This window comes from Marinitoga okinawensis, assembly GCF_055387075.1.
On the sequence record NZ_AP042422.1, the window covers coordinates 598,401 to 620,445 of the forward strand.

21 protein-coding genes, 1 tRNA gene and 1 pseudogene are annotated in these 22,045 nt (G+C 27.1%); all 23 read left to right on the forward strand.

What is annotated here, in order from left to right; translation table 11 throughout:
• Positions 1-40 precede the first annotated feature (40 nt).
• The 23 genes and pseudogenes from ACZ5CK_RS02905 (at position 41) to ACZ5CK_RS03015 (ending at position 22,045) form a co-directional block, all read left to right on the forward strand.
• Positions 41-115: transfer RNA gene (locus ACZ5CK_RS02905), tRNA-Thr, on the forward strand.
• Between the two features lie 262 nt (positions 116-377).
• Positions 378-1,328: a tRNA lysidine(34) synthetase TilS gene (gene tilS, locus ACZ5CK_RS02910; RefSeq protein ID WP_464582411.1), complete on the forward strand. Its 951-nt coding sequence runs from the start codon at positions 378-380 to the stop codon at positions 1,326-1,328.
• Complete coding sequence (gene ftsH / locus ACZ5CK_RS02915; RefSeq protein ID WP_464582412.1) at positions 1,315-3,228, forward strand: ATP-dependent zinc metalloprotease FtsH; 1,914 nt, start codon at positions 1,315-1,317, stop codon at positions 3,226-3,228. Before tilS ends, ftsH begins: the two co-directional genes overlap by 14 nt.
• Positions 3,191-3,601, forward strand: a complete 411-nt coding sequence (locus ACZ5CK_RS02920; RefSeq protein ID WP_464582413.1) for a thioesterase family protein — start codon at positions 3,191-3,193, stop codon at positions 3,599-3,601. The genes ftsH and ACZ5CK_RS02920 overlap by 38 nt, the downstream gene beginning before the upstream one ends.
• 25 nt (positions 3,602-3,626) lie before the next feature.
• Entirely contained in the window at positions 3,627-4,358 is a 732-nt protein-coding gene (locus ACZ5CK_RS02925) for a winged helix-turn-helix domain-containing protein (RefSeq protein WP_464582414.1), read from the forward strand.
• 47 nt (positions 4,359-4,405) lie between these two features.
• A complete protein-coding gene (locus ACZ5CK_RS02930; RefSeq protein WP_464582415.1) occupies positions 4,406-5,698 on the forward strand; it encodes a sensor histidine kinase in 1,293 nt (430 codons plus the stop codon).
• Positions 5,673-6,992 carry a pyrimidine-nucleoside phosphorylase gene (locus tag ACZ5CK_RS02935; RefSeq protein WP_464582416.1) on the forward strand — a complete coding sequence of 440 codons (1,320 nt, stop codon included), beginning with the start codon at positions 5,673-5,675 and terminating at the stop codon, positions 6,990-6,992. The genes ACZ5CK_RS02930 and ACZ5CK_RS02935 overlap by 26 nt, the downstream gene beginning before the upstream one ends.
• Entirely contained in the window at positions 6,992-8,833 is a 1,842-nt protein-coding gene (locus ACZ5CK_RS02940) for a phosphodiester glycosidase family protein (protein ID WP_464582417.1), read from the forward strand. The genes ACZ5CK_RS02935 and ACZ5CK_RS02940 overlap by 1 nt, the downstream gene beginning before the upstream one ends.
• Before the next feature lie 25 nt (positions 8,834-8,858).
• A complete protein-coding gene (gene fusA / locus ACZ5CK_RS02945; RefSeq protein WP_464582418.1) occupies positions 8,859-10,943 on the forward strand; it encodes an elongation factor G in 2,085 nt (694 codons plus the stop codon).
• Between the two features lie 133 nt (positions 10,944-11,076).
• Positions 11,077-11,604, forward strand: coding sequence for a cob(I)yrinic acid a,c-diamide adenosyltransferase (locus ACZ5CK_RS02950; RefSeq protein ID WP_464582419.1), 528 nt, complete (start codon positions 11,077-11,079; stop codon positions 11,602-11,604).
• Positions 11,605-11,608: 4 nt separating this feature from the next.
• On the forward strand, positions 11,609-11,890 hold the full coding sequence (locus ACZ5CK_RS02955; protein WP_464582420.1) for a DUF503 domain-containing protein: 282 nt from the start codon (positions 11,609-11,611) through the stop codon (positions 11,888-11,890).
• A 13-nt stretch (positions 11,891-11,903) separates the two neighbouring features.
• Positions 11,904-12,479: a bis(5'-nucleosyl)-tetraphosphatase (symmetrical) YqeK gene (gene yqeK, locus ACZ5CK_RS02960; protein ID WP_464582421.1), complete on the forward strand. Its 576-nt coding sequence runs from the start codon at positions 11,904-11,906 to the stop codon at positions 12,477-12,479.
• Positions 12,480-12,504: 25 nt separating this feature from the next.
• Complete coding sequence (locus ACZ5CK_RS02965) at positions 12,505-13,227, forward strand: hypothetical protein (RefSeq protein WP_464582422.1); 723 nt, start codon at positions 12,505-12,507, stop codon at positions 13,225-13,227.
• 4 nt (positions 13,228-13,231) lie between these two features.
• A complete protein-coding gene (locus ACZ5CK_RS02970) occupies positions 13,232-14,416 on the forward strand; it encodes an LCP family protein (RefSeq protein WP_464582423.1) in 1,185 nt (394 codons plus the stop codon).
• A 92-nt stretch (positions 14,417-14,508) separates the two neighbouring features.
• Positions 14,509-15,486: an ABC transporter permease gene (locus ACZ5CK_RS02975; protein WP_464582424.1), complete on the forward strand. Its 978-nt coding sequence runs from the start codon at positions 14,509-14,511 to the stop codon at positions 15,484-15,486.
• Positions 15,476-16,105, forward strand: a complete 630-nt coding sequence (locus ACZ5CK_RS02980; RefSeq protein WP_464582425.1) for an ABC transporter ATP-binding protein — start codon at positions 15,476-15,478, stop codon at positions 16,103-16,105. The genes ACZ5CK_RS02975 and ACZ5CK_RS02980 overlap by 11 nt, the downstream gene beginning before the upstream one ends.
• Entirely contained in the window at positions 16,105-16,551 is a 447-nt protein-coding gene (ndk, locus tag ACZ5CK_RS02985; protein ID WP_464582426.1) for a nucleoside-diphosphate kinase, read from the forward strand. The genes ACZ5CK_RS02980 and ndk overlap by 1 nt, the downstream gene beginning before the upstream one ends.
• The gene (locus ACZ5CK_RS02990; protein ID WP_464582427.1) at positions 16,548-17,714 is read left to right on the forward strand and encodes a class I SAM-dependent rRNA methyltransferase; all 1,167 of its coding nucleotides are present in this window, start codon (positions 16,548-16,550) and stop codon (positions 17,712-17,714) included. Before ndk ends, ACZ5CK_RS02990 begins: the two co-directional genes overlap by 4 nt.
• A 4-nt stretch (positions 17,715-17,718) precedes the next feature.
• On the forward strand, positions 17,719-18,369 hold the full coding sequence (locus tag ACZ5CK_RS02995) for a hypothetical protein (RefSeq protein WP_464582428.1): 651 nt from the start codon (positions 17,719-17,721) through the stop codon (positions 18,367-18,369).
• Between the two features lie 4 nt (positions 18,370-18,373).
• Positions 18,374-19,487: pseudogene (gene glgD / locus ACZ5CK_RS03000) on the forward strand (glucose-1-phosphate adenylyltransferase subunit GlgD).
• 10 nt (positions 19,488-19,497) lie between these two features.
• Positions 19,498-20,742: a glucose-1-phosphate adenylyltransferase gene (locus ACZ5CK_RS03005; protein ID WP_464582429.1), complete on the forward strand. Its 1,245-nt coding sequence runs from the start codon at positions 19,498-19,500 to the stop codon at positions 20,740-20,742.
• An 11-nt stretch (positions 20,743-20,753) separates the two neighbouring features.
• The gene (locus ACZ5CK_RS03010; protein WP_464582430.1) at positions 20,754-21,782 is read left to right on the forward strand and encodes a DUF4899 domain-containing protein; all 1,029 of its coding nucleotides are present in this window, start codon (positions 20,754-20,756) and stop codon (positions 21,780-21,782) included.
• Positions 21,782-22,045: a hypothetical protein gene (locus ACZ5CK_RS03015; protein ID WP_464582431.1), complete on the forward strand. Its 264-nt coding sequence runs from the start codon at positions 21,782-21,784 to the stop codon at positions 22,043-22,045. Before ACZ5CK_RS03010 ends, ACZ5CK_RS03015 begins: the two co-directional genes overlap by 1 nt.

Below are 22,045 nucleotides of genomic sequence, written 5' to 3' on the forward strand. Positions count from 1 at the left end.
TGACAAAAAAAAATTTAAAATATATAATATGTTGGAACATGCCGGTGTAGCTCAAGGGTAGAGCGGCTCATTCGTAATGAGTAGGTTGGGGGTTCGATTCCCTTCACCGGCTCCAGAAGTTTTGCTTAGCAAATATTTAAGATATTTTTAGTAGAGACCTTAAACTAAAATTCTCCTTTCAGGAGAATTTTTTTATTTATTATCGAATATTAAAAAAGTTTAAAAAGAAATGAAGGTTCGAAAATTTCTTAAGCTTTTGCTTCGTAAATAACTAATGACTAACTTTTTAGACATCATATGATGTAGTTGAAAACTTTTTTAAAATAAATAAAAAAATATGTTATAATTATTATAGGTGAAGATTGGAGATGTGAAAAATGAAATTGGAGTTTGAAGTTTTAAAATTTATTCGAAAATATAATATGTATGAAGAAGGTGACAGAGTTTTATTAGGAGTCTCTGGTGGAAGAGATTCCATGGTTATGTTAGATATCTTGCATAAATTAAAAGAAAATTTGAATATTTCTATAGGAGTAGCTCATTTTAATCATTCATTGAGAGAAACTGCTGATCAAGAAGAAGATTTTGTAAATAAAGAGTGTAGAAAAAGAAGTATACCATTTTATTCTAAAAAGGTTGATGTAAAGAAGTATGCTGAAGAAAATAAAATGGGAATAGAAGAAGCAGCAAGAAAACTCAGGTATGCTTTTTTTAATGAGATTCTAGATAATAAAATGTATGATAAAATAGCAATAGCTCATTATTCCAAAGATTTAACAGAAACGGTAGTATATAGATTAATAAAAGGAACAGGAATATTAGGAATTGGTGGTATAATGCCAATATACAAAAATGTTACAAGACCGATATTAAGTTTAAATTTTGAAAATTTAGAAAAATATGTTACAATTAACAATGTTAAATATGTTGTTGATGAATCAAATTATGATACAAAATATGCTAGGAATAAGATTAGACATGAAATATTGCCAAAGTTTGCAGAGATAAATGAGAAATATGAAGATGCTGTTTTTAGATTTTCAGAAATAACTTGGCAATATAGGGAATATATTAATAATAAATATAATGAAAGAGTGGTTTTTAAGGATAACAAATATATTTTGAAGATAGAAAATGATTTCTTTGATAGTGAAATTTTAAGAATGGTATTTTTGGAATTCGGTGAATTTCCACCATCCAAAGAAGAAGTATTGAAAATATTAACTATGAAATCTAAAGGGAAAAGAAAGATAAATAATTTGTCCATTACAAAAGAAAAAAACATGCTCTATATATCAAAGGAGGTAAATACTCTTGGCGGAAAATAAAGGACCTAATAGTAATAATAGAAAAAGATTACTTGGAATAGTCGCTGTTTATTTTGTCATAGGTCTTATAATATTTTTTATTATAAGAGGCATGACTGTAGACTCAACGAGTTTAACAATTAGTTATACAGAATTTATGGATATGGTTGATAGAGGAAAAATTTCTAAAGTTTTAGTTAAAGATACTGGAACCTTGAACATAAAAACTATTGATGGGCAGACTTATGAATTATTCGCTCCAATAGTATTGAGAGATGCGAATTTAGTAGATAAATTGATAAATAAAAATATTGAAGTAGACTTTAAACAGGATGTTACATCTGGTTGGTTATATGGAATATTAAGTTATGTAATTCCATTTATAATACTGATATTTTTATGGATGTTAATGTTGAGGCCTTTAACAGGGAGAGGGCCGCAAGGGATGAATTTCACAAAAAGTCCTGCTCGAAAATACGACCCTGAAAAAGAAAAAGTAACTTTTAATGATGTTGCAGGTGTTGATGAAGCAAAAGAAGAATTAGAAGATATAGTCAGATTTTTAAAAAATCCTCAAGTATTTAATAAAATGGGAGCGAGAATGCCGAAAGGAATTCTATTAGTAGGACCTCCTGGTACTGGAAAAACATTGATAGCAAGAGCAGTAGCTGGTGAGGCGAAAGTTCCATTTTTCTATATAAGTGGTTCTGATTTTGTGGAATTATTTGTAGGTGTTGGTGCAGCAAGAGTTAGAGATTTGTTTGCACAAGCCAAAGCAAATGCGCCTGCTATAATATTTATAGATGAAATAGATGCAGTTGGAAGGCAAAGAGGTGCAGGCCTTGGTGGCGGCCATGATGAAAGAGAGCAAACATTAAATCAATTATTAGTTGAGATGGATGGATTTGATCCAAGAGTTGGAATTATAGTAATGGCTGCAACTAACAGACCAGATATATTAGATAAAGCATTATTAAGACCAGGAAGATTTGATAAAAACGTAATATTAGATTTACCAGATGTAAAAGGGAGAGAAGAAATTTTAAAAATCCACATGCGTGGAAAACCTATTTCTCCAAGTATTGATATAGCTGTTTTAGCGAGAAGAACACCAGGCTTTTCTGGTGCTGATCTTGAAAACTTAATAAATGAAGCTGCTTTATTATCAGCTAGAAAAGGGAAGAAAATTATTGAGATGGATGAATTAGAAGAGGCTATAGATAGAGTTATCGCTGGTCCTGCCAGAAAAAGCAGAGTTCTTTCGGATAAAACGAGAAAAATCATTGCATATCATGAATTAGGACACGCAATTGTTGGAGCGCTACTCCCTAATGCTGATCCGGTACACAAAGTAACAATAGTTCCTAGAGGTCATCAAGCTTTAGGGTTTACTCTACAATTGCCATTAGAGGATAAATATTTGATGACTAAAGATGAAATTCTTGATAGAATAACTGGAGTTCTTGGCGGTAGAGCTGCAGAAGAACTTGTGTTTAATCAGATAACTAGTGGTGCTGCGAATGATTTACAAAAAGCTACAGAATATGCAAGAATTATGGTATTAAAATTTGGCATGAGTGAAAGATTGGGACCAGTTGCATGGGGGGCGGAAGAGGAAGAGGTTTTCTTGGGAAAAGAATTGGCTAAGATGAAAAATTATAGTGAAGAAACTGCAAACGAAATAGATAATGAGATAAAGAGAATAATTATAGAATCATATGATAAAGCAAAAGCTATTTTGTCAGAAAATATGGACAAATTACATGAAATTGCAAATGTGTTATTAAGTAAGGAAACCTTGAGTGGCGAGGAGTTAAATGAATTATTAGGGGTGAAAAAAAGCGATTCCTCATCTGAGGAGGTGGAAGATGATGGAGGTGATTTTGAAAGAAATAAAGAAACTGGAGAGGAAGGAGTTTAATTATTCGTTTAGTGTAAATGATGAAAGTTTTTTGTGGTCAGAAAGAGAAGAATATAAAGATTTTAATTTACTTTCTACCACAGCATTATTAGAAGAAATTTTTAGAGCATCTACAGAAATTCTTGAACCGTTTATTCCTGAGTATGTAGCGGTAGTTTCTTCTGCGAAAATAAATCATATTGCACCAACACCTTATGGATTTAAAGTATATATGAAATTTAAAATTGTTTATGTAAAAGAAAATAAAGTAAAGTTTTTTGTTGAAGTATATGATGAGATTGAAAAAATAGCTGAGGCAGAGTTTAAAAAGGTTATTGTTAGTAAAAAGGCATTAAAAAGAAAAACTAATGAGAAATCATCAAAATTAATTTAGTTATATTGAAGGGAGGAACAAAAAAATGGGTAAAAAAGTTATCATGATTATTGAAGACGATCCAGCTATTTCTGAAATGTTAAATTTTAATTTAACAAAAGAAGGATACGATGTAGTTTTAGCTTCGGATGCTGATGAAGCAGTTAAGGTTATTGAAGAAAAAGAGGTGGATTTTTTCATTGTTGATATTATGTTACCAGGTTCTATGGATGGTTTTGATTTCATTAGAACTGTAAAAAGCAATGATAAATTCAAGAATGCTCCAGTTTTAATTTTAAGTGCTAAAGACGATCCGGCTGATAAGGTAGCAGGTTTAGAATTGGGAAGTGATGATTATGTCACAAAACCATTTAATGTACGAGAATTGATTGCAAGAATAAAATCTATCTTCAGAAGGCAACAGCAAGCTATGCAAATAAAGGAAGAAGGTCCTAAAAAAATTATTGCAAAAGACTTAGAAATTGATACAGAAAGATACGAAGTTTTAATTAGAGGAAATCCAGTTGAATTAACACCACTTGAATTTGAATTATTAACATTTTTAGCAAAAAATGAAGGTAAAGTGTTTAGTAGAGATGTATTATTAGATAAATTATGGGGATATGATTATTTTGGAGATACTAGAACAGTTGATGTTCATATTAGAAGATTGAGAACAAAGATAGAAGAAGATCCTTCGAATCCTAAATATATTATCACTGTTAGAGGAAAAGGATATAAATTTAGAGATCCAGGAAAAGAAAAATTAGATTATTAAATTAAAGCGACAGGTGAGTCTGTCGCTTTTTTGAAATAGGTGATAAAATGCTTTATGTATTAATTGTATTGTTATTTTTAATAATATTATATTTTGTTTTTAATAATTATATATTTTTAAAAAGAGAGAATACTAAATTAAAGAAGTCTATAGCTAAAGTTTTATCTATTAGTGCGAATGACCCAGCTTCTGAATATTTAATACATTCTTTGGAAGAAAAAATAAATAGTTTAAATAAGAAAGTATCTCTTGAAAAAACAAAAAGAAAAAATATTTATTCGATATTGAATAATATTTCAGAAGCAATAATGCTAATTTTTTATTCTGAAGATTCTGATACTTTGGTTTTAGATTATGCGAATAAGAGTGCTCAAAATTTATTTATAACTTCAGATTTCTTGGGAAAAACACTTTCAGAAATTTTAGAAGACCATAATTTAATTGATATAATATTAAAAAGTTATAGGGAAGATAAAAATATCAGTGATGAGATTATCGTTTATAGTCCTAAAAAAACTTTTTTTCATTGTGAAATAAAAAAAGTTTTTTTAGAATCAGAGAAAAATCAAAAGTATAGAATAATAGTTTTAAGAGATATAACAAAAGAAAAAGAATTGGATTTGATGAGAAGAGAATTTTTAACAATAATGTCTCATGAATTAAAAACTCCATTAACTGTTATTCATGGATACTCTGAAACATTATTGATGAATGAAGAGGCTTTATCTCCTCAAGCATTGCGATTTTTGAGGATAATAGAAGATGAATCATCGAGGTTAACTAGATTGATAAATGATTTATTGGATATAAATAGGCTAGAAAGAAAAGATTATGAATATCAATTTAAAGAAATAAATCTTTCAAATTTATTGAAAAAGATGTATGCAATTTTTAATTCATTAACAAAAGAAATGGATATTGATCTAATATTAGAAGTAGAAGATGATTTAATTATTTATGGTGATGAAGATCGTTTAATGCAGGTGATTTATAATATATTAGATAATGCAGTAAAGTTTACGCATATCAAAGAATCTAAAGAGAAAAAAGTGTTTATTAGATTATATGAATCTAATGGTGAAGTAATATTTGAAGTTGAAGACACCGGAATAGGAATTCCAGAGCGTGAAAGAAATAAAATATTTAATTTATTTTATAGAGTTGATAAGTCAAGGACTAGACAGGTTCCGGGAACTGGATTAGGATTATATATTGTTAAAGAAATTTTAGAAAAACACAGAGCATATATAGAGGTGGATAGTGAAGAAAATCAAGGTACATTGATTAAAATTATTTTTAAAGGGAGGAATAACATTGAGGCCAGTAGATATAATTTATAAAAAAAGAAATGGAGAATTAAATACAAAGGAAGAAATAGAATTTATGATAAATGGTTATGTAAATGGTCAAATACCAGATTATCAAATTTCAGCATGGTTAATGGCTATATTTTTTAATGGTATGAGTAAAGAAGAAAGATATTATTTGACAATGGTTATGAGAGATAGTGGTGATATAATCGATTTATCAGGTATTCAAGGAATAAAAATAGATAAACATTCAACTGGAGGAGTAGGAGATAAGACTACATTAGCTTTAGGTCCATTAGTAGCTTCTGCAGGACTTAAAGTTTCTAAACTATCTGGTAGAGGATTAGGACATACAGGTGGAACAATAGACAAATTAGAGTCAATACCAGGTTTCAAAACTGCAATATCTAAGGATGAGTTTTTTAGAATTGCTAATGAAGTTGGAATGGTTGTTGCAGGTCAAACAGGTAATATTGCCCCTGCAGATAAAAAAATTTATGCATTAAGAGATGTAACGGCAACTGTTGATGAAATTTCCCTGATTTCAGCAAGTATAATGAGTAAAAAATTGGCTGTTAATTCTGATGGAATAGTTTTAGATGTAAAAACTGGAAGTGGCGCTTTTATGAAAAGTGTAAAAGATGCAATAGAATTAGCAAAATCTATGGTTGAGATAGCTGAATTGAATAATAGAAAGATAATAGCTTTAGTAACTAATATGGATCAACCTTTAGGAGATAATGTAGGAAATTCTTTAGAAGTATTAGAAGCGATTGATACGTTAAAAGGGGAAGGGCCAGAAGATTTTACAGAATTGTGTATTGAGTTAGGCGCAAATATGCTAGATTTATCAGGATTATATACATATGAGGAAGCATTAAAAGTTTTAAGAAAAAATATTGAAAATGGGAAAGCTTTAGAAGTTATGAGAAAATGGATTAAAGCTCAAGGTGGTGATGAAAGAGTAATAGATAATCCTGAAGAAATCTTGCCTATTTCTAAAAATATAGTTGAATTTAAAGCTGAAAAAGAAGGATATATTTCTCATATTGATGCAGAAAAAGTTGGGATAGCATCAATGGTTTTAGGTGCTGGTAGAAAGAAAAAAGAAGATGAAATTGATTATTCGGTTGGTATTAAAATTTTGAAAAAATTAGGAGCTAAAATATCAAAGGGAGATGTAATTGCAAAATTATATGTTTCAGAAAAGAGTAATGTAGAAGAAGCTTTAAAATTATTAACTGAAGCATATGAAATTACAGAAAATCCTCCACATGAAGAAAAAATGAAATTAATATATGAAAAAATTGTAGGAGGTAAATAATGTATAAGAAATTCTTTCTTATATTTGCTGTATTGATATTATCTTTAGTTGCATTATCACAGGTATATTATATTGATATAACAAAAGAATCAACAGAATTTTATTCAATGAAATTTTCTGATAAGATTTTTGTAGATGTAGAACAAATTGTCTCATTTTTTAAATTACAACAATTTCCATCTAAGAATATAATATATCTGTCAAATCCTAAAAATAATGATATTTTGGAACTAGATTTAATAAAAGGCACAGCAAGGGTTAATTTTAATATTAATAGATCTTTTTCATCTGCAGTACTATCTAAAGATAAAAAATTATATATATGGATTGATGCTGTTAATGATTTTTTAGGATTAAAATCTTTCCATATAAATAATGATATTTTTGTTTATAACAGTATTCCAAGAATTATAAAAATCGAATATTCTTTTGATAAAATTATTTTTACATTAAGCCATTTAATAAACAATAAAATGATAAAGATTGAAAAGGATGGTTTTTTAATATATCCAGCAGTTAATGAATTTCCAGTCCCTCAGGATATGGATTTCAAAGTAGTATCTGATAATGTAGTAAAATATACCATAAAAAATTTTGAGAGTTATGATATATCTATATCTAAGAGAAGTATTATACTTTCTTTAAATAAATCAAAAATTAATAATAATTCTAAAGAAGATAATATAACAAATAATGTTGCTATAAACACAAACACAGAAACAGTAACATCGACAACAATTTCTAAGACCGATGAAAGTAATACTGATCAATCATCACCTTTAGAAAAAAAATTAAATGAAATAAAAAATAAAACAACAGTTTCAAATGCTAGTTCAGGAAATATTAAAACTTATAGTATTGACACAGAATTGCTTAATGTGGAAAATAAAATGATAGAAATAAATGGAAGAATAGTTCCAGTCCACATTGCAAGAATAAATCCAAAAGAGATGGAAATTAAAGTTATATTTAATAATTTAGGTTCTCCGAAAGATGCGGAAGATTTTTTAAATGAAAAAAAGCCAATTTTAGCAATAAATGCAGGATATTTTGACGTATCTACTTTAGAACCTATTGGAAAGATAATAACTGATGGTAAGATACAACATATATCTTCTTATTTGAGGCCATGTTTTATTATTGATAGTCATAATATACCAACTATCAAAGATGTAGTTATGGAATACAAAATATATGTTAAGAACGTTTTGTTTTGGATAAAAGCAATAAATACAGCTTGGAAAGGTGATGTTAAACTATATACAAGTGAATATAAAGGGAAAATAAAAGAAAGTGATGAAGATTATATATTTTTACTTATTGAGAATGGCTATGTAGTTCATATAGGAAAAGAAAGACCTATAAAAAATCAAAAATTATTACTTATAGATAGAAAATATTTAAAATATATAAAAGATGTTTCTGAAGGAGATGAAGTTGTTTTTAATATTGATATAAACCAACAGATAGCCATTAAAGAAATGGTAGAGGGTGGTCCTTTAATAGTTTCTGATGATTTGATGCCAGAAGCATTGAAAGAGGAGAAATTATCCTATTCATCGAGCATTATTGGCCGAAAAACACCCAGAACGATAGTTGCAATTGATAACGATAATATGGTATTATTTATAGTAGTTGATGGTTACATGGAATCGAATCCTGGTATAAATTATGATGAAGCTCAAATACTAATAAAAAAGATAGGAAATATTAAACAAGCAATGATGTTAGATGGTGGAAGTTCTTCATTATTTTATTATAATGGAAAAATATTAAATTATAGGTCTGAAAATTGGAGAAATAAAATTCCTGCTTTCTTAGGGGTATTTAAGAAAAAATAGATTTTACAGTGGGGGTGTATAGTGTATGGGAATCATTGAATCAGATAAAAAAAGAATAGTGGGTCTTTTTGGACACCACGGATGTGGGAAAACCACGTTAATGGATGCAGTTTTGAAAAATTATAGTGGGGCAGATAGAATTGGTCAAAGATACTTAGATTCAGAAGAGGTTGAAAAAGATAAAGGTGCAACTTTTTCAAATCATGTAGTATCTGTAGACTATAAAGATTCAAGGATTTACTTTTTTGATACCCCAGGGTTATCGGATTTTTTAGGTGATATAGATGTTGCAGTGAATGCTGTAGATAATGTCGTTTTAGTTGTTAATGCAAGTTCTGGTATTGAAGTTACAACAGAAAGAATTTGGAAAATAGCAAGAAGAAATAAAAAGCCTATATTTATTTTAATTAATCAGCTTGATAAAGAGGGAGTAAATTTTGGTGCCCTCGTATCTTCTATTAAAGAATTTTTTGAAGATGGAGTTAAAGTTGTTCCGTTACAGACTCCTATTGGTGAAGGATTAGAATTTAAAGGAATAGTAAATTTAATAACTAAAGAAGCATTCGAATATGAATCAGATCAATCTGGGAAAGATAAGAAGTTAGATAAAATTCCAGAAAATGCACAAAAATATTATGAAGAATATCATCAAGAATTGATTGAAGATGTAGTAGAAACAAATGAGGAGATGATGGAAAAATATTTAGAAGAAGGGGAAGAAGCTTTAAATCCTGATAATGTATTTAAGGCATTACATCAAGCATTTGAAGAAGATGAAGTTGTACCTATAATAATTACTTCAGCTGAAAAAAACATAGGTATAGATAGATTTATGGAAATGATTAAGTTGGTTGGTATGTATCCATCAGAAAGAACTTTTAAAGGTAAATTAGGAGAAAATGAAATTATTGTTGAAGGAAAAGAAGAAGAGCCTTTTGTAGGTTTAGTAGTAAAGAATGCAGTAGACCCATTTGTGGGTAAATTAACTTATATAAGGGTTTTAGCTGGGACAATAAAAGCTGGTGATTCCTTTGTAGAAGTTCAAGAAGACTCAAATGAAAAAGTTTCTCATATTTACGTTCCAAAATTTGATAAAAATGAAGAAGTTTCTGAAGCAGGAGTTGGAGATATAATAGTTGTTCCTAAATTAAAAAAGAGTAGAATAAATGATACAGTTGCTCATTCATCAAGATTAGTGAAAATAGACGTTCCAGAATTCCCAGAACCAATGATTTCAAAATCTGTAAAACCAACATCGAAAAATGAAATTGATAAAGTAAATAATTCTCTATCAAAATTACAAGAATCAGATCCAACATTTTCATGGGAATTTGATCCTGAAACAGGTGAAACTATTGTTTCAGGTTTAGGAACAACTCATTTGGAAATCATGATTGAAAGATTAAAGAAAACATTTAAAGTAAATGTAGAAGTCGGAAAACCAAAAATAGCATATAGAGAAACAATTAGAAGAAAAGTTGTTGCTGAATATAAACATAAAAAACAAACTGGTGGCCATGGACAATATGGACATGTAAAAATAGAATTAGAGCCATTACCAAGAGGAGAAGGATATGAATTTGTGGATAAAATTGTTGGAGGAGTAATACCAAAGAACTTTATACCTTCTGTAGATAAGGGTATTAGAGAAGCAATGAAAAAAGGTGTTGTTGCAGAATATCCTGTAGTTGATATTAAAGTTACATTATTTGATGGTTCGTATCATGATGTAGATTCTTCAGATATTGCGTTCCAAATTGCGGCAAGGCAAGCATTTAAAGATGGAATGAAAAATGCAAATCCTGTAATATTAGAACCAGTTATGAAAGTTGAGGTATATACTCCAACAGAATATACAGGTGATGTTATGGGTGAAATATCATCAAAACGCGGAAGACCAATGGGTATGCAATCATTAGGAAGAGGAATGGATAGGATAGATGCTGAAATACCTTTAGCTGAAATGCTTGATTTTTCTCCTAGATTGAGTTCTATAACAAGTGGAAAAGGTTATTTTACAATGAAATTCTCAACATATCAAGAAGTAACCCCAGATATTCAACAAAAAATAATTCAAGAAAGAGAAAGAGAAAAAGAGGAACAAGAATAATAAGAATAATAATTAAAGATGGTTGCAAATGCAACCATCTTTTTATTTTATAAAAAGTTCTTAAAAATTCACATTTAAAATGGTATAATAAAATAGATAAAACTATATAGTTTTATAAAAAGGAGGTCTATTGATGTCAATAAGCACAGGTGGTGGCGATAAAGGAAAAACTAGTCTCTGGTCAGGAGAAAGAGTGTATAAAGATAGTTTAAGAGTAGAAGCATATGGAACTATAGATGAATTATCTTCTTTTTTAGGAGAAGCAAAACATTATGTAAAATCTTTTGAAGTAAAAAAAATAATTAATGAAATACAAAATGATTTATTTAAAGTAGCAGGAATTTTAGCTTCTAAAAATAAAGAATTTATACAACCTATAGAAACATTAGATGTTGATAAAATAACGAATTATATAAATTTATTTGAAAATAAAATAGGATTGAAAGGATTTGTAATACCAGGAAATACAATAGAATCGGCTAAATTAGATATATGTCGAACGATTTCTCGAAGAGCTGAAAGAAGAATAATTACACTTTCAAAAGAAGAAAAATTACCTGTTGAACTTTTAAAATATATTAATAGATTATCTGATTTATTATTTATAATGGCAAGATATGAAGAATATTTAATAAATAAAATTGAATATAAAAAATGGTGATTAAATGAAAATATTAGTTGCAACGTATCAATTTAGAATAAATGAAATTTTTTCATTGAAAGATAAAAGAAGTATTATTAAAAAGCTTATAAATGGATTAAAGAAAAAATATAATATTGCAATATCCGAAAGCGGTTTTAATGACCATAAAAAAATAGGAGAAATTACTGTAGTTACTTTATCTAATGATGTAGATTTTTTATTAAATTTATATGAAACAATAGAAAATAATATAGAGTATTCTTATGGTTTAAACATAATAAGATCCAATTATGAGATTTTATAGGAGTGAAGAGAGATTGAATGAAATAATAAAAGAAATTAATATTATACTTAAAAATATTGTATCGGAATATAGATTGAAACATATTATGGGAGTAGTATATACAGCAAAGATTCTTGCTAATAAAAATAATATTAGTGAAAAAAAATCGGAAATAGCAGCATTGGGGCATGACCTGTTTAGAGATGTAAAACCCTATAAACTTATTAGAATCTCAAAAGCATATGAAATAGATATTTCATATATAGAAGAAAGAAATCCTATATTGTTGCACGGTAAGATTGCTGCAGAATTTTTAAGAAGAAAATTTAAAATAAAAAAAGATATATATGACGCAATATATTATCATACCAGTGGATATAAATACTTTGATACTCTTGGGAAAATTATTTTTATTTCAGATTCTATTGAACCTACTAGAAAATATGAAAATGTAGAATACTTTAGAAATTTGGCTTTTTATGACTTAAATAAAGCATATATTGAAATACTAAAAAATAAAATAATATATGCATTAAAAAAAGAACATTTATTATTACCAGACACAATAGATGCTTGGAATTATACTAAAATAATAAACTTTAATAAATAATAGAACTTTTTGGAGGTGTATTAAGTTGGCAGCTAGAATTCAAGTTGGTGGAAGTAGAAGATCTTCAGGGAAATGGATTTGGATTTTATTAATATCTATAATCATTATATTGGTGAGCGGAATATTTTATTATTATAACAGTTTAAAAAATTCAGCTGATATGAAAGCTGACGCGGTAAGCTATTTAGTAACTTATGAAATGCCACAAAAAACTGAATTATATTTTATTAGAGTAAAAAATAACTCTAGGAAAATTTTTATTGTTAAAAGTTCAGATAATATTTTCTATTCTGATAAAGGATTAAGTATTGACTCATTAAAACCAGAAGAAGCTTTAACTAATTTTGAACAGATGTTTGATATAACACCATCAACTATAAAATATCATTTTGTATTAAAAAGTGAAAGTATTAGAGAAGTAGATTCTTTGTTAAAAGGTAGAGGTAACTCGATTGATGATTTCTTTGATACATTAAAGACAAGAAATGCAGGAATTATGGATATACTAGTTTCTAATAATTTTGTTAATGAAATTAGAAAATTTGGAAATACAAATCTCTCATTTAATGGTGCTTTTGCTTTATTACAAGCTTTTTCAAAATATTCTATAACAAGTTATGATAAGTTAGTTATTAAAACATTATTATCTAAACCTGTAGAAATAAATTTACCAGAATTAAAGAAAAAAATGAAAAGAAATTATGTGGATAAAACAGTTATTGAATCTTTGAAAACTATTTTGGAGTGATCAAATGAAATTTTTAATGTATTTTTTAGGCATTATTTTTTCATTAATTGTGATAATGTCTATGTTTTTCCCTTTTTTTAATATTTATGCTAAAATGGATAAATTGCCAGATCCATATTATTTTTTAGTATTAGGAATGGACACAACAAATGTTACCGAAAAGGTTTCAAGAACTGATTCTGTTCTATTAGTTGGAATTAGCGAAGGGAAAAAAAAGATTTTAGTTTTGCCGATTCCTAGAGATTTATTAGTAAATGTAAATAATGAAACTCTGAGAATAAATGCTATTTATGTAAAATATGGTATTGGAAAATTGAAAAACATTATAGAAAATACATTTAGTATTAAAGTGTCAGACTATATAATATTTGATTATAGTTTATTTAAAGAAGTTGGAGATATATATTCTCCCGTGAAAATATATGTTCCAAAAGATATGTATTATGAAGACTTTCATCAAAACCTTCATATAAATTTTAAACAGGGATACAATTATTTGAATGGTGAAGAATTGCTATATTATGCTAGATTTAGGCATGATGCTTTAGGAGATTTAGGGAGAATACAAAGACAAAAAGATGTATTATTTGCTCTTATGAATGCTGCAAAAAATTCAGGATTGTCTAAAATTTTTTACTCAATCGATAAGGTATTAAAAAAAACGGTTAATTCATTTGATTTTAAAAAATTGTTTTCTATTTTTTTAGTATCTAAAAAAGCAAGCATAACCTTTTTATCTTTGCCTATAGATGTAGTAGGGGATTATGTGAAATTAAAAACTGATAAAATAGAATATATGAATAAATATTTGTCTGATTTTGAAAAACCACCTGAAAATAAAAAAATTTGGATTACATTAATTAATAATATGAAAAATTTTAATTTGAGCTTTTATACAGTTACAAGAAATAGGTGGAAAAATGCATATGGATTTTTAATAGAAATAGTAGATATATTACCTAATATAGAAGGAATTAATAATAATAAATCCTATTTAATAATTAAGAATGAAAAAATAAGAGGTAAAATACTTAGCGAAATAAAAAAAAGATATTCTAATTTAGTTTTTCAAATAATAGATATTAAAGAAAATCCAATTCTTTACTTTTCTGTAGTGAAATTTTTAAGTGAAAACTTCTATAATACTCTTAATTCAGATGTTATTGTATTGGTGGGAAGCAATTTATGAAAGAAATCTTATTATTGGTGAAAGGTTTTTTTAAAAAAAATAAAAAACATTTTCTTTTTCCTTTTTTATCAATATTTATAGGAGTTTGGGGGATGATTGTAGTAATTTCTGTAATAAAAGGATTTGATAAATCCTTAATTGATTCTTTGACATCAATTTATCCTCATATTATTGTATATGATAAATATAATGAAAAATTAAAAGACGAAAAATTTAAAATGTATTTTTCAACATTCCAAGGTTTTTTTAATCATGATGGAAAAAAAATAACAGCAACTTATTGGAAAATTGATAACATTAAAAATTTTAATAACATCATAATTAAGGGCGATGCTAGTTCTTGTATTGTTGGGGATGTATTAGCCCAAAGTATGAATTTAGCTTTAGGAGATAAGATCAATTTATTTTATACAGATAATTCAGGGAAAATTAAATTAGAAAATATAAAAATAACAGGAATTTTTCATTCCGGAATATATATAATAGATTCCACTTTTTTAATAAAAAAAGAATCATATGAGAATTTGAATTATACGGGAATTTACCTAAATAATCCAAAAGAAGCAAAAAAAATAAAAAACACTTATTTGAAAAATTATTTGGCATCAACATGGGAAGAACAAAATGAAAACTTTTCAAAAGCAGTTGAAATTGATTCCTATTTTGCATTAATAATTACATTTTTTGTTGTATTAATGAGTGGTTTTAGTATTTCTAATTCTGTTATGTATTCTATTTTTGTTAGAAAAAAAGAAATAGGTATTTTATATTCTCTTGGATTAACTCAAAAAAAGATATCCTTAGTGTTTATTCTTGAAAGTTTGATAATATCCATTTTAGGTTATGTTTTAGGATTATTATCAGCAATTTTTACTATATTTATTTTAAAATCTATTGATATAAAATTACCATCAGGAGTGTTTTATATAGATAAAATTCCTTTTTATATATCTTTTAATGATATACTTCTAAGCTTTATATTTATAATAGGACTGTCTGTAATTTTTTCATACACTTCATCAAAAAGATTATTATCCTTTGATCCTGTTGAGGTGCTACATGATGAATAATTTAATTGAATTAAAAAATATATATTTTTCTTATGATAAAACAAAAAATGTATTAAATGATATTAATTTAAATATAGAGGAAAACAATTTTTACGGTATATATGGTCATTCAGGAAGCGGTAAAAGTACTTTATTGTTTATAATTGGCAATTTATTAAAACCAGATCGTGGAAAGATAATGTATGGTTTTGATAATATAAAAAAAAGAATAGGGTTTGTTTTCCAGTTTTTTAATTTGATAAATGAGTTAACCATTTTAGAAAATGCAAAATTAGCTCAATATATAAGAACTAAAGATGAAAATATTGATGAAATAAAAGAATATTCTGAAATATTAGGTATAGATGGTTTACTACATAAATATCCTGGTGAAATATCTGGTGGTGAAAAACAAAGAGCCAGTATTTTAAGAGCGATAGTTGGAGATACAAAAATCATTTTGGCAGATGAACCTACAGGGAGTTTAGATACGAAAAATAAATTAATAGTATTTGAATTATTTCAAAAGTTGAATAAATTGAATAAAACCATTATAGTTGTTTCTCATGAAAAAGAATTAATGAATTATTGTAATAAAGGAATTTATATTGAAGATGGATATTTAAAGGGGGAATTTTGATGAAAGAAAGAGAATTTTTATTTTTAAAGCCTAATACTGTTAGAAGAGGTTTAGTTGGTGAGGTTATAAGCCGATTAGAAAGAAGAGGAATAAAAATTATTGCAATGAAAATGATAATGGCTACAAAAGATCAGGTAGAGGAATTATATAAAGAACATAAAGGGAAAGATTTTTATGAAGATTTAATAGAATTTGTTTTATCTGGACCAGTTGTTGTAATGGTTTTAGAGGGGCCAAGAGTTATTGATATGGTGAGACATATTATAGGTAATACAGATCCATTAAAAGCTTCTCCAGGAAGCATCAGAGGAGAATTTGGTATGAGTGTAACTAAAAATATAGTTCATGCTTCAGACTCCATTGAAAATGCAGAAAGAGAAATGAAAATATTTTTTAATGAAAAAGAATTAGTTGAATATAGATTGGATGTGCAACACGACTTATGATAATTGTAAAATTAAAAAAAGGAAAAGAAAAAAAGATAAAAAATGGATATTTGTGGATATTCAAGGATGAAATTTCTGAAATAACAGGTGAAAAAATTGATGGCGAATTATGCAATGTTTTTTCTAATAATTTTGAATTTATTGGAAAAGGAATATTTTCTAAATCATCTAATATAACAGTAAAAATTTTATCTTTATCAGATGAAGAAATAGATGAAAAGTTTTTTTATAAAAGATTTATAAAAGCATTAAAGCTAAGAACGGGATTCGGAAAATCTTATCGTTTTTTCCATGCAGAAGCAGATGGGATTCCAGGATTAATTATAGATAAATATAATGATTTTTTAGTAATTCAATTTAGAAATAAATGGGTAGAAAAAAATAAAGATAGCATTATTAATACTTTAAAAGAAATATTTGGAAATGAAATAAAGGGAATATATGAAAGGAGTGACTTTGAAACTTCATCAAAAGAAAATTTGGAAAGATATGTTGGAGTTTTGTGGGGTGAGGAACCTTCTGATAATTTAATTATTGAAGAAGAAGGAATAAAATATATTGTGGATATAAAAAATGGTCAAAAAACGGGGTTCTTTTTTGATCAAAGAAAAAACAGAATATATATTAGGCAATTTTCAAATAATACTATAGGTTTGGATGCATATTCATATACAGGTGGATTTGCACTAAATATGGCAAAATTTGGTGCTAAAAAAGTAATAGCTGTTGATAAAGATAAATATGCTTTAGAATTATTAAAAGAGAATGCTAAGTTAAATGATATAGAGAATAAAATAGAAATAATTTATGGTGATGTTGAACAATATCTTTTGGAATCTTCAGAAATATTTGATTTAATGATGTTAGATCCTCCATCTTTAATAAAGAAAAAAAATGAAAGGTTTAAAGGTGTTCAAATATTTAAAGGAATTTCTGAATTAGGTATTAAAAAGTTAAAAAATTTTGGTATTTTAAGTTTGTGTAGTTGTGCATATCAAGCTGATATTTCATTGTTAATAGAAGCATTAAGAAGAAGTGTAGAAAATGAAGGGATTATGTTGCAAAATTTAGATATTATAATCCAGTCTAATGATCATCCATGGATACTTCAAATACCAGAAAGTTTGTATTTAAAATGTTTATGGATTAGAGTTTTGAGGTGAAAAAATGCCAAGTATTTTAGCGCATATATTATATTCTATGAAGAGTTCACAAGAATATTGGAAGCCGGAATTGTATTTGGGAGCACAAGGACCAGATGTCTTTTTTTATGCTAATGAAAAAAAATATGTGGAAATTGGATCTCGATTACATGAACTAAAAAGTTCAGAATATGCAAAAATAATGAAAAATTTTCCTGAAAGTTTTCGTTTGGGTTATATTTCTCATATGGAATTGGATGAAAAATTGCATTCATTAATAAATAGTTATTATTCAGAAAGTATATCACATACTAGGTTTGAATATAATTTTGATGAAATATTATCTTTAAAATTTTTTGGAACGCATTTTATAGAAAATAAATGGTGGAAAATATTAAAAGTAAAGGATATAAGTAGGATATCGATTGAATTCAACAATATGCTAAAAAGAGAATTTGGGATTAAAGATATAAATTATGAATATGCATATAATAAAATGCTTAAAAATTTAAGATTATTATTTGAATATCCCAATTTTAAGAAATATATATTAGTAAAAATATTAAAATTAATTGGTTTGGATTATTCATATTTATTTCCTGAAATAAAGAAAGAAGATGAAAATAAGTTATACCATCTTGAAAAGGAATTTTTTTTAATTCTTAAGGGGGATTGATAAAATGAAAATATTAGGTTTAATTTTAGCAGGATCATCGACAAGTGGAATTAAAGAGTTAACCAAAAAAAGAGCAAGTGCAGCTGTTCCTGTTTTTGGAAAATATAGAGCTATAGACTTTACTTTGAGTAATTTTGTCAAACTCTAAAATTAAAAAAGTTGGGGTATTAACTCAATATTATCCTAGGAGTTTAATGGATCATCTTGGCAGTGGAAAAGAATGGGATTTGGATAGGAAAACAGGAGGTTTGTTTATATTACAGCCATATTTTAAAAATAAAGATGAAATACCGGTTTATAAAGGTACGGCAGATGCAATATTTCAGAATATGACATTATTAAGAAGAGGCGATGAAGATTTTGTATTAATTGGTTCTGGTGATCATATATATAATTTTGATTTTAATAAATTATATCACTATCATTTATCTAATGCAGCTGATATTACTATATTAACTAAAGAATTAGTTGATGATGAATTTATAAATACTTATGGTCAGATTATTACAGATGAGGAAGGGCGAATTTTAGAGTTTTACGAAAAACCTGAAAACACGAAATCTAACAGAATATCTCTTGGTGTATATTTTATAAATAAAGCATTATTAGTTGAGTTGTTATATACGACAATTCCAAATGGAGGAAAGGATATTGTTCATGATTTGATTATTCCGAATTTGAATAAATTAAGAGTGTTTTCATATGATTTTAAAGGTTATTGGTCTAATATAAAAAAATCTATAAAAACATATTATAAAACCAATATGGATATTTTAAATGATAATATAAGGAAAGAATTATTCTATAATAATAAAATTTATACTAAATTAAAAGATTATGCACCACCTAAAATAAATATTAATGCAAATATAAAAAAATCATTTATAGCGGATGGAACTATAATTAATGGGAATGTGAAAAATTCTATTATTTCAAGAGGGGTTAAAATAAGGGCTGGAGCTATAGTAGAAAATTCAATAATTTTGCAGGATACTATAATTTCTGAAGGAAGTGTCATAAAAAATGCAATAATAGATAAAGATTGTGAAATAAGAGAAGGAAAAAAAGTAATAGGTGAAAATAGAATTTTGGTAATTGAAAAAGGTACGATTATTTAGGGGGGATAATATGAATATTGTTGCTTTAATATTAGCAGGAGGGCAAGGTACAAGATTAGGTGTTATTACGGAATATTTAGCAAAACCAGCCGTTCCATATGGGGGAAAATACAGAATAATTGATTTTGCTATTAGCAATTGTGTGAATTCGGGAATATACAATGTAGGAGTTTTAACTCAATACAGACCTCATGTTTTGAATAAACATTTAGGTATAGGAAGACCTTGGGACTTGGATATAAAAACAGGTGGATTAACAATTTTACCTCCTTATGTAAGTAGTACAGATCAGTCATGGTATATGGGTACGGCAGATGCTATTTATCAAAATGTAGAATATATAGACACATATGATCCGGATTTTGTATTAATTTTATCAGGTGATCATATATATAAAATGGACTATAATGAAATGATAGATTTTCATATAGAAAAAAATGCTGATGCAACAATTGCATGTATGGAAGTTCCTTTAAATGAAGCTCATAGATTTGGAATAATGGTAACAGATTCTTTTGGGAAAATTGTAGAATTTCAAGAAAAACCCAAAGAACCAAGAGGAAATTTAGCTTCTTTAGGTATTTATGTATATTCCTGGAAAGTTTTAAAAAAATTATTGATAGAAGATGCAAAAGATCCAAATTCTGAACATGATTTTGGGAAAAATATAATTCCAAGAATGCTTGAAGAAAAAAATAATCTTGTGGCATTTAATTATGAAGGATATTGGAGAGATGTTGGAACATTAGAATCATACTGGGAATCAAATTTAGAGCTATTAGGGCCATTACCTTTATTAAATATTCATGATGTTAATTGGAAAATATATACTCAATCTGAAGAATTACCTCCAGCATTTATTTCAGATAAAGCTAACCTTTCTGGATCTTTAATTAGTGAAGGATGCGAAGTTTATGGAGAAGTTCATAATTCTGTTTTGTTCCAAGGAGTAATTATTGAAGAAGGCGCTATTGTTAAGGATTCTGTTATTATGAATAGATGTATTATAAGGAAAGGAGCATATATAGAAAAAGCAATAATAGCAGAAAATGCAGAAATTGGAGAAAATGTAAAAATAGGAATAGGAGAATTCAAAGAAAATAAATTCAATAGCAAAATTTATAATTCTGATATAACTTTAATAGGATTTAATGTTTCTATTCCTTCAAATATAAGCATTGGTAAAAATGTTGTAATTGGTAATTCTGTAAAAGATATCCCTGATGATGTACCTTCAGGAGGCTATGTATTATAGGGGGTGGCCAGATGGATTTTTATGCTGTGAAATTTTATGCTACGTCATCTCTAACTGCAGAAGTTTTAGTAGGATATATGTTTGGTAAAAAGAAAGGAAATCCTGAATATAAAATGATTTCAATACCAAAATCAAAATTGCCAAAATATGAAATACCTGATATTAATTTATCTTATATAGAGTTTAAATCTGCATTAGAGGAATTATATTATAAAGCAATAAAAGACTCAACGGTTTTAGATTTAAATAAACAGTTTTTGGCATTTGTTCAATCAACGATGAAAAGATATGGCCCGGAAATTATTAATGCTAAAATGTTTTTAGCTGTAAGGGACTCTGATGTAGCAGTTGTAAAAGCGATTATTTCAGAAATATTTGAAGATTGGGAGGGAGAAGTAAATTTAAGAATTGTAGCTGAAAAGTTAACCTATCAAGATTTAGTATGGTTAATGACAGAGCATAGAAGCTTTTCGGAGAAAGAAAAATCTTATTTGAATAGAGTAGATGTTCAGTCTTCTCCTGAAGTATTACCATTATCTGACCCGCTAAATGGTATGACAGTGAATAATATAGATGTTGGGGATCCGATATATACTTTGGTTATTGATGCTGTTGATCCAGCTAATCTTAATAGATTAAAAGAAATGTATCCTGACAAGTTTGACGAAGCTGGGAAAAATATTTTACCAATCGAATCGAAGCTTATTGCTAAGGAATTAATACCAGATACCGATTATTATTTTATTAAAGTAGATCTAGGTGGAAGGCTTATTGGGAAGACTGTAATTTCAAAAAATTTAAAAATGATGGTTGATAGTAATAAAATAGAAGAAATGCATAGGAAAAGAGAAGAATATTTTAATCCTCCTGAAGATAAAATAATTGGAGATATTTTGAAAGAATCTATTGCAGGTTTAAAAAAAGAAGCAAATTTACCTGAAAATAAAGTTAAAAGCAGTGATATATTAATAATTTTTGGATTATCAATAGGTTTAATTATAGGAGCAATATTATTGGGTATATGGTTAGGTGTTTTTTAGTGAAAATATATTCATTAATCTTAATAATTTCTTTAATAATTGTTGGTATTCTATTTAATCTATTTATGATAGATTACATATATACAACATCTGTTGCTATGAATAAAAGATTGAAGAAAAATCTAAATACTATCAACATAATAGAGAAAAAATTATGTAATAATGAATATAATAAAAATATAATTTATGAAACAAAATCATCTACTTTACTAAAAATTACTTTTGATAATGGAATTGAAGGAATTATAATTCAGGAGGAATAA

Bases quoted from the DNA above. Each gene is read 5' to 3' on its own strand.
- tilS (WP_464582411.1), top strand. From the start codon at position 378: ATGAAATTGGAGTTTGAAGTTTTAAAATTTATTCGAAAATATAATATG.
- ACZ5CK_RS02925 (WP_464582414.1), top strand. From the start codon at position 3,627: ATGGGTAAAAAAGTTATCATGATTATTGAAGACGATCCAGCTATTTCT.
- ACZ5CK_RS02930 (WP_464582415.1), top strand. From the start codon at position 4,406: ATGCTTTATGTATTAATTGTATTGTTATTTTTAATAATATTATATTTT.
- ACZ5CK_RS02940 (WP_464582417.1), top strand. From the start codon at position 6,992: ATGTATAAGAAATTCTTTCTTATATTTGCTGTATTGATATTATCTTTA.
- fusA (WP_464582418.1), top strand. From the start codon at position 8,859: ATGGGAATCATTGAATCAGATAAAAAAAGAATAGTGGGTCTTTTTGGA.
- ACZ5CK_RS02950 (WP_464582419.1), top strand. From the start codon at position 11,077: ATGTCAATAAGCACAGGTGGTGGCGATAAAGGAAAAACTAGTCTCTGG.
- ACZ5CK_RS02955 (WP_464582420.1), top strand. From the start codon at position 11,609: ATGAAAATATTAGTTGCAACGTATCAATTTAGAATAAATGAAATTTTT.
- ACZ5CK_RS02970 (WP_464582423.1), top strand. From the start codon at position 13,232: ATGAAATTTTTAATGTATTTTTTAGGCATTATTTTTTCATTAATTGTG.
- ACZ5CK_RS02975 (WP_464582424.1), top strand. From the start codon at position 14,509: ATGATTGTAGTAATTTCTGTAATAAAAGGATTTGATAAATCCTTAATT.
- ACZ5CK_RS02980 (WP_464582425.1), top strand. From the start codon at position 15,476: ATGATGAATAATTTAATTGAATTAAAAAATATATATTTTTCTTATGAT.
- ndk (WP_464582426.1), top strand. From the start codon at position 16,105: ATGAAAGAAAGAGAATTTTTATTTTTAAAGCCTAATACTGTTAGAAGA.
- ACZ5CK_RS02990 (WP_464582427.1), top strand. From the start codon at position 16,548: ATGATAATTGTAAAATTAAAAAAAGGAAAAGAAAAAAAGATAAAAAAT.
- ACZ5CK_RS02995 (WP_464582428.1), top strand. From the start codon at position 17,719: ATGCCAAGTATTTTAGCGCATATATTATATTCTATGAAGAGTTCACAA.
- ACZ5CK_RS03005 (WP_464582429.1), top strand. From the start codon at position 19,498: ATGAATATTGTTGCTTTAATATTAGCAGGAGGGCAAGGTACAAGATTA.
- ACZ5CK_RS03010 (WP_464582430.1), top strand. From the start codon at position 20,754: ATGGATTTTTATGCTGTGAAATTTTATGCTACGTCATCTCTAACTGCA.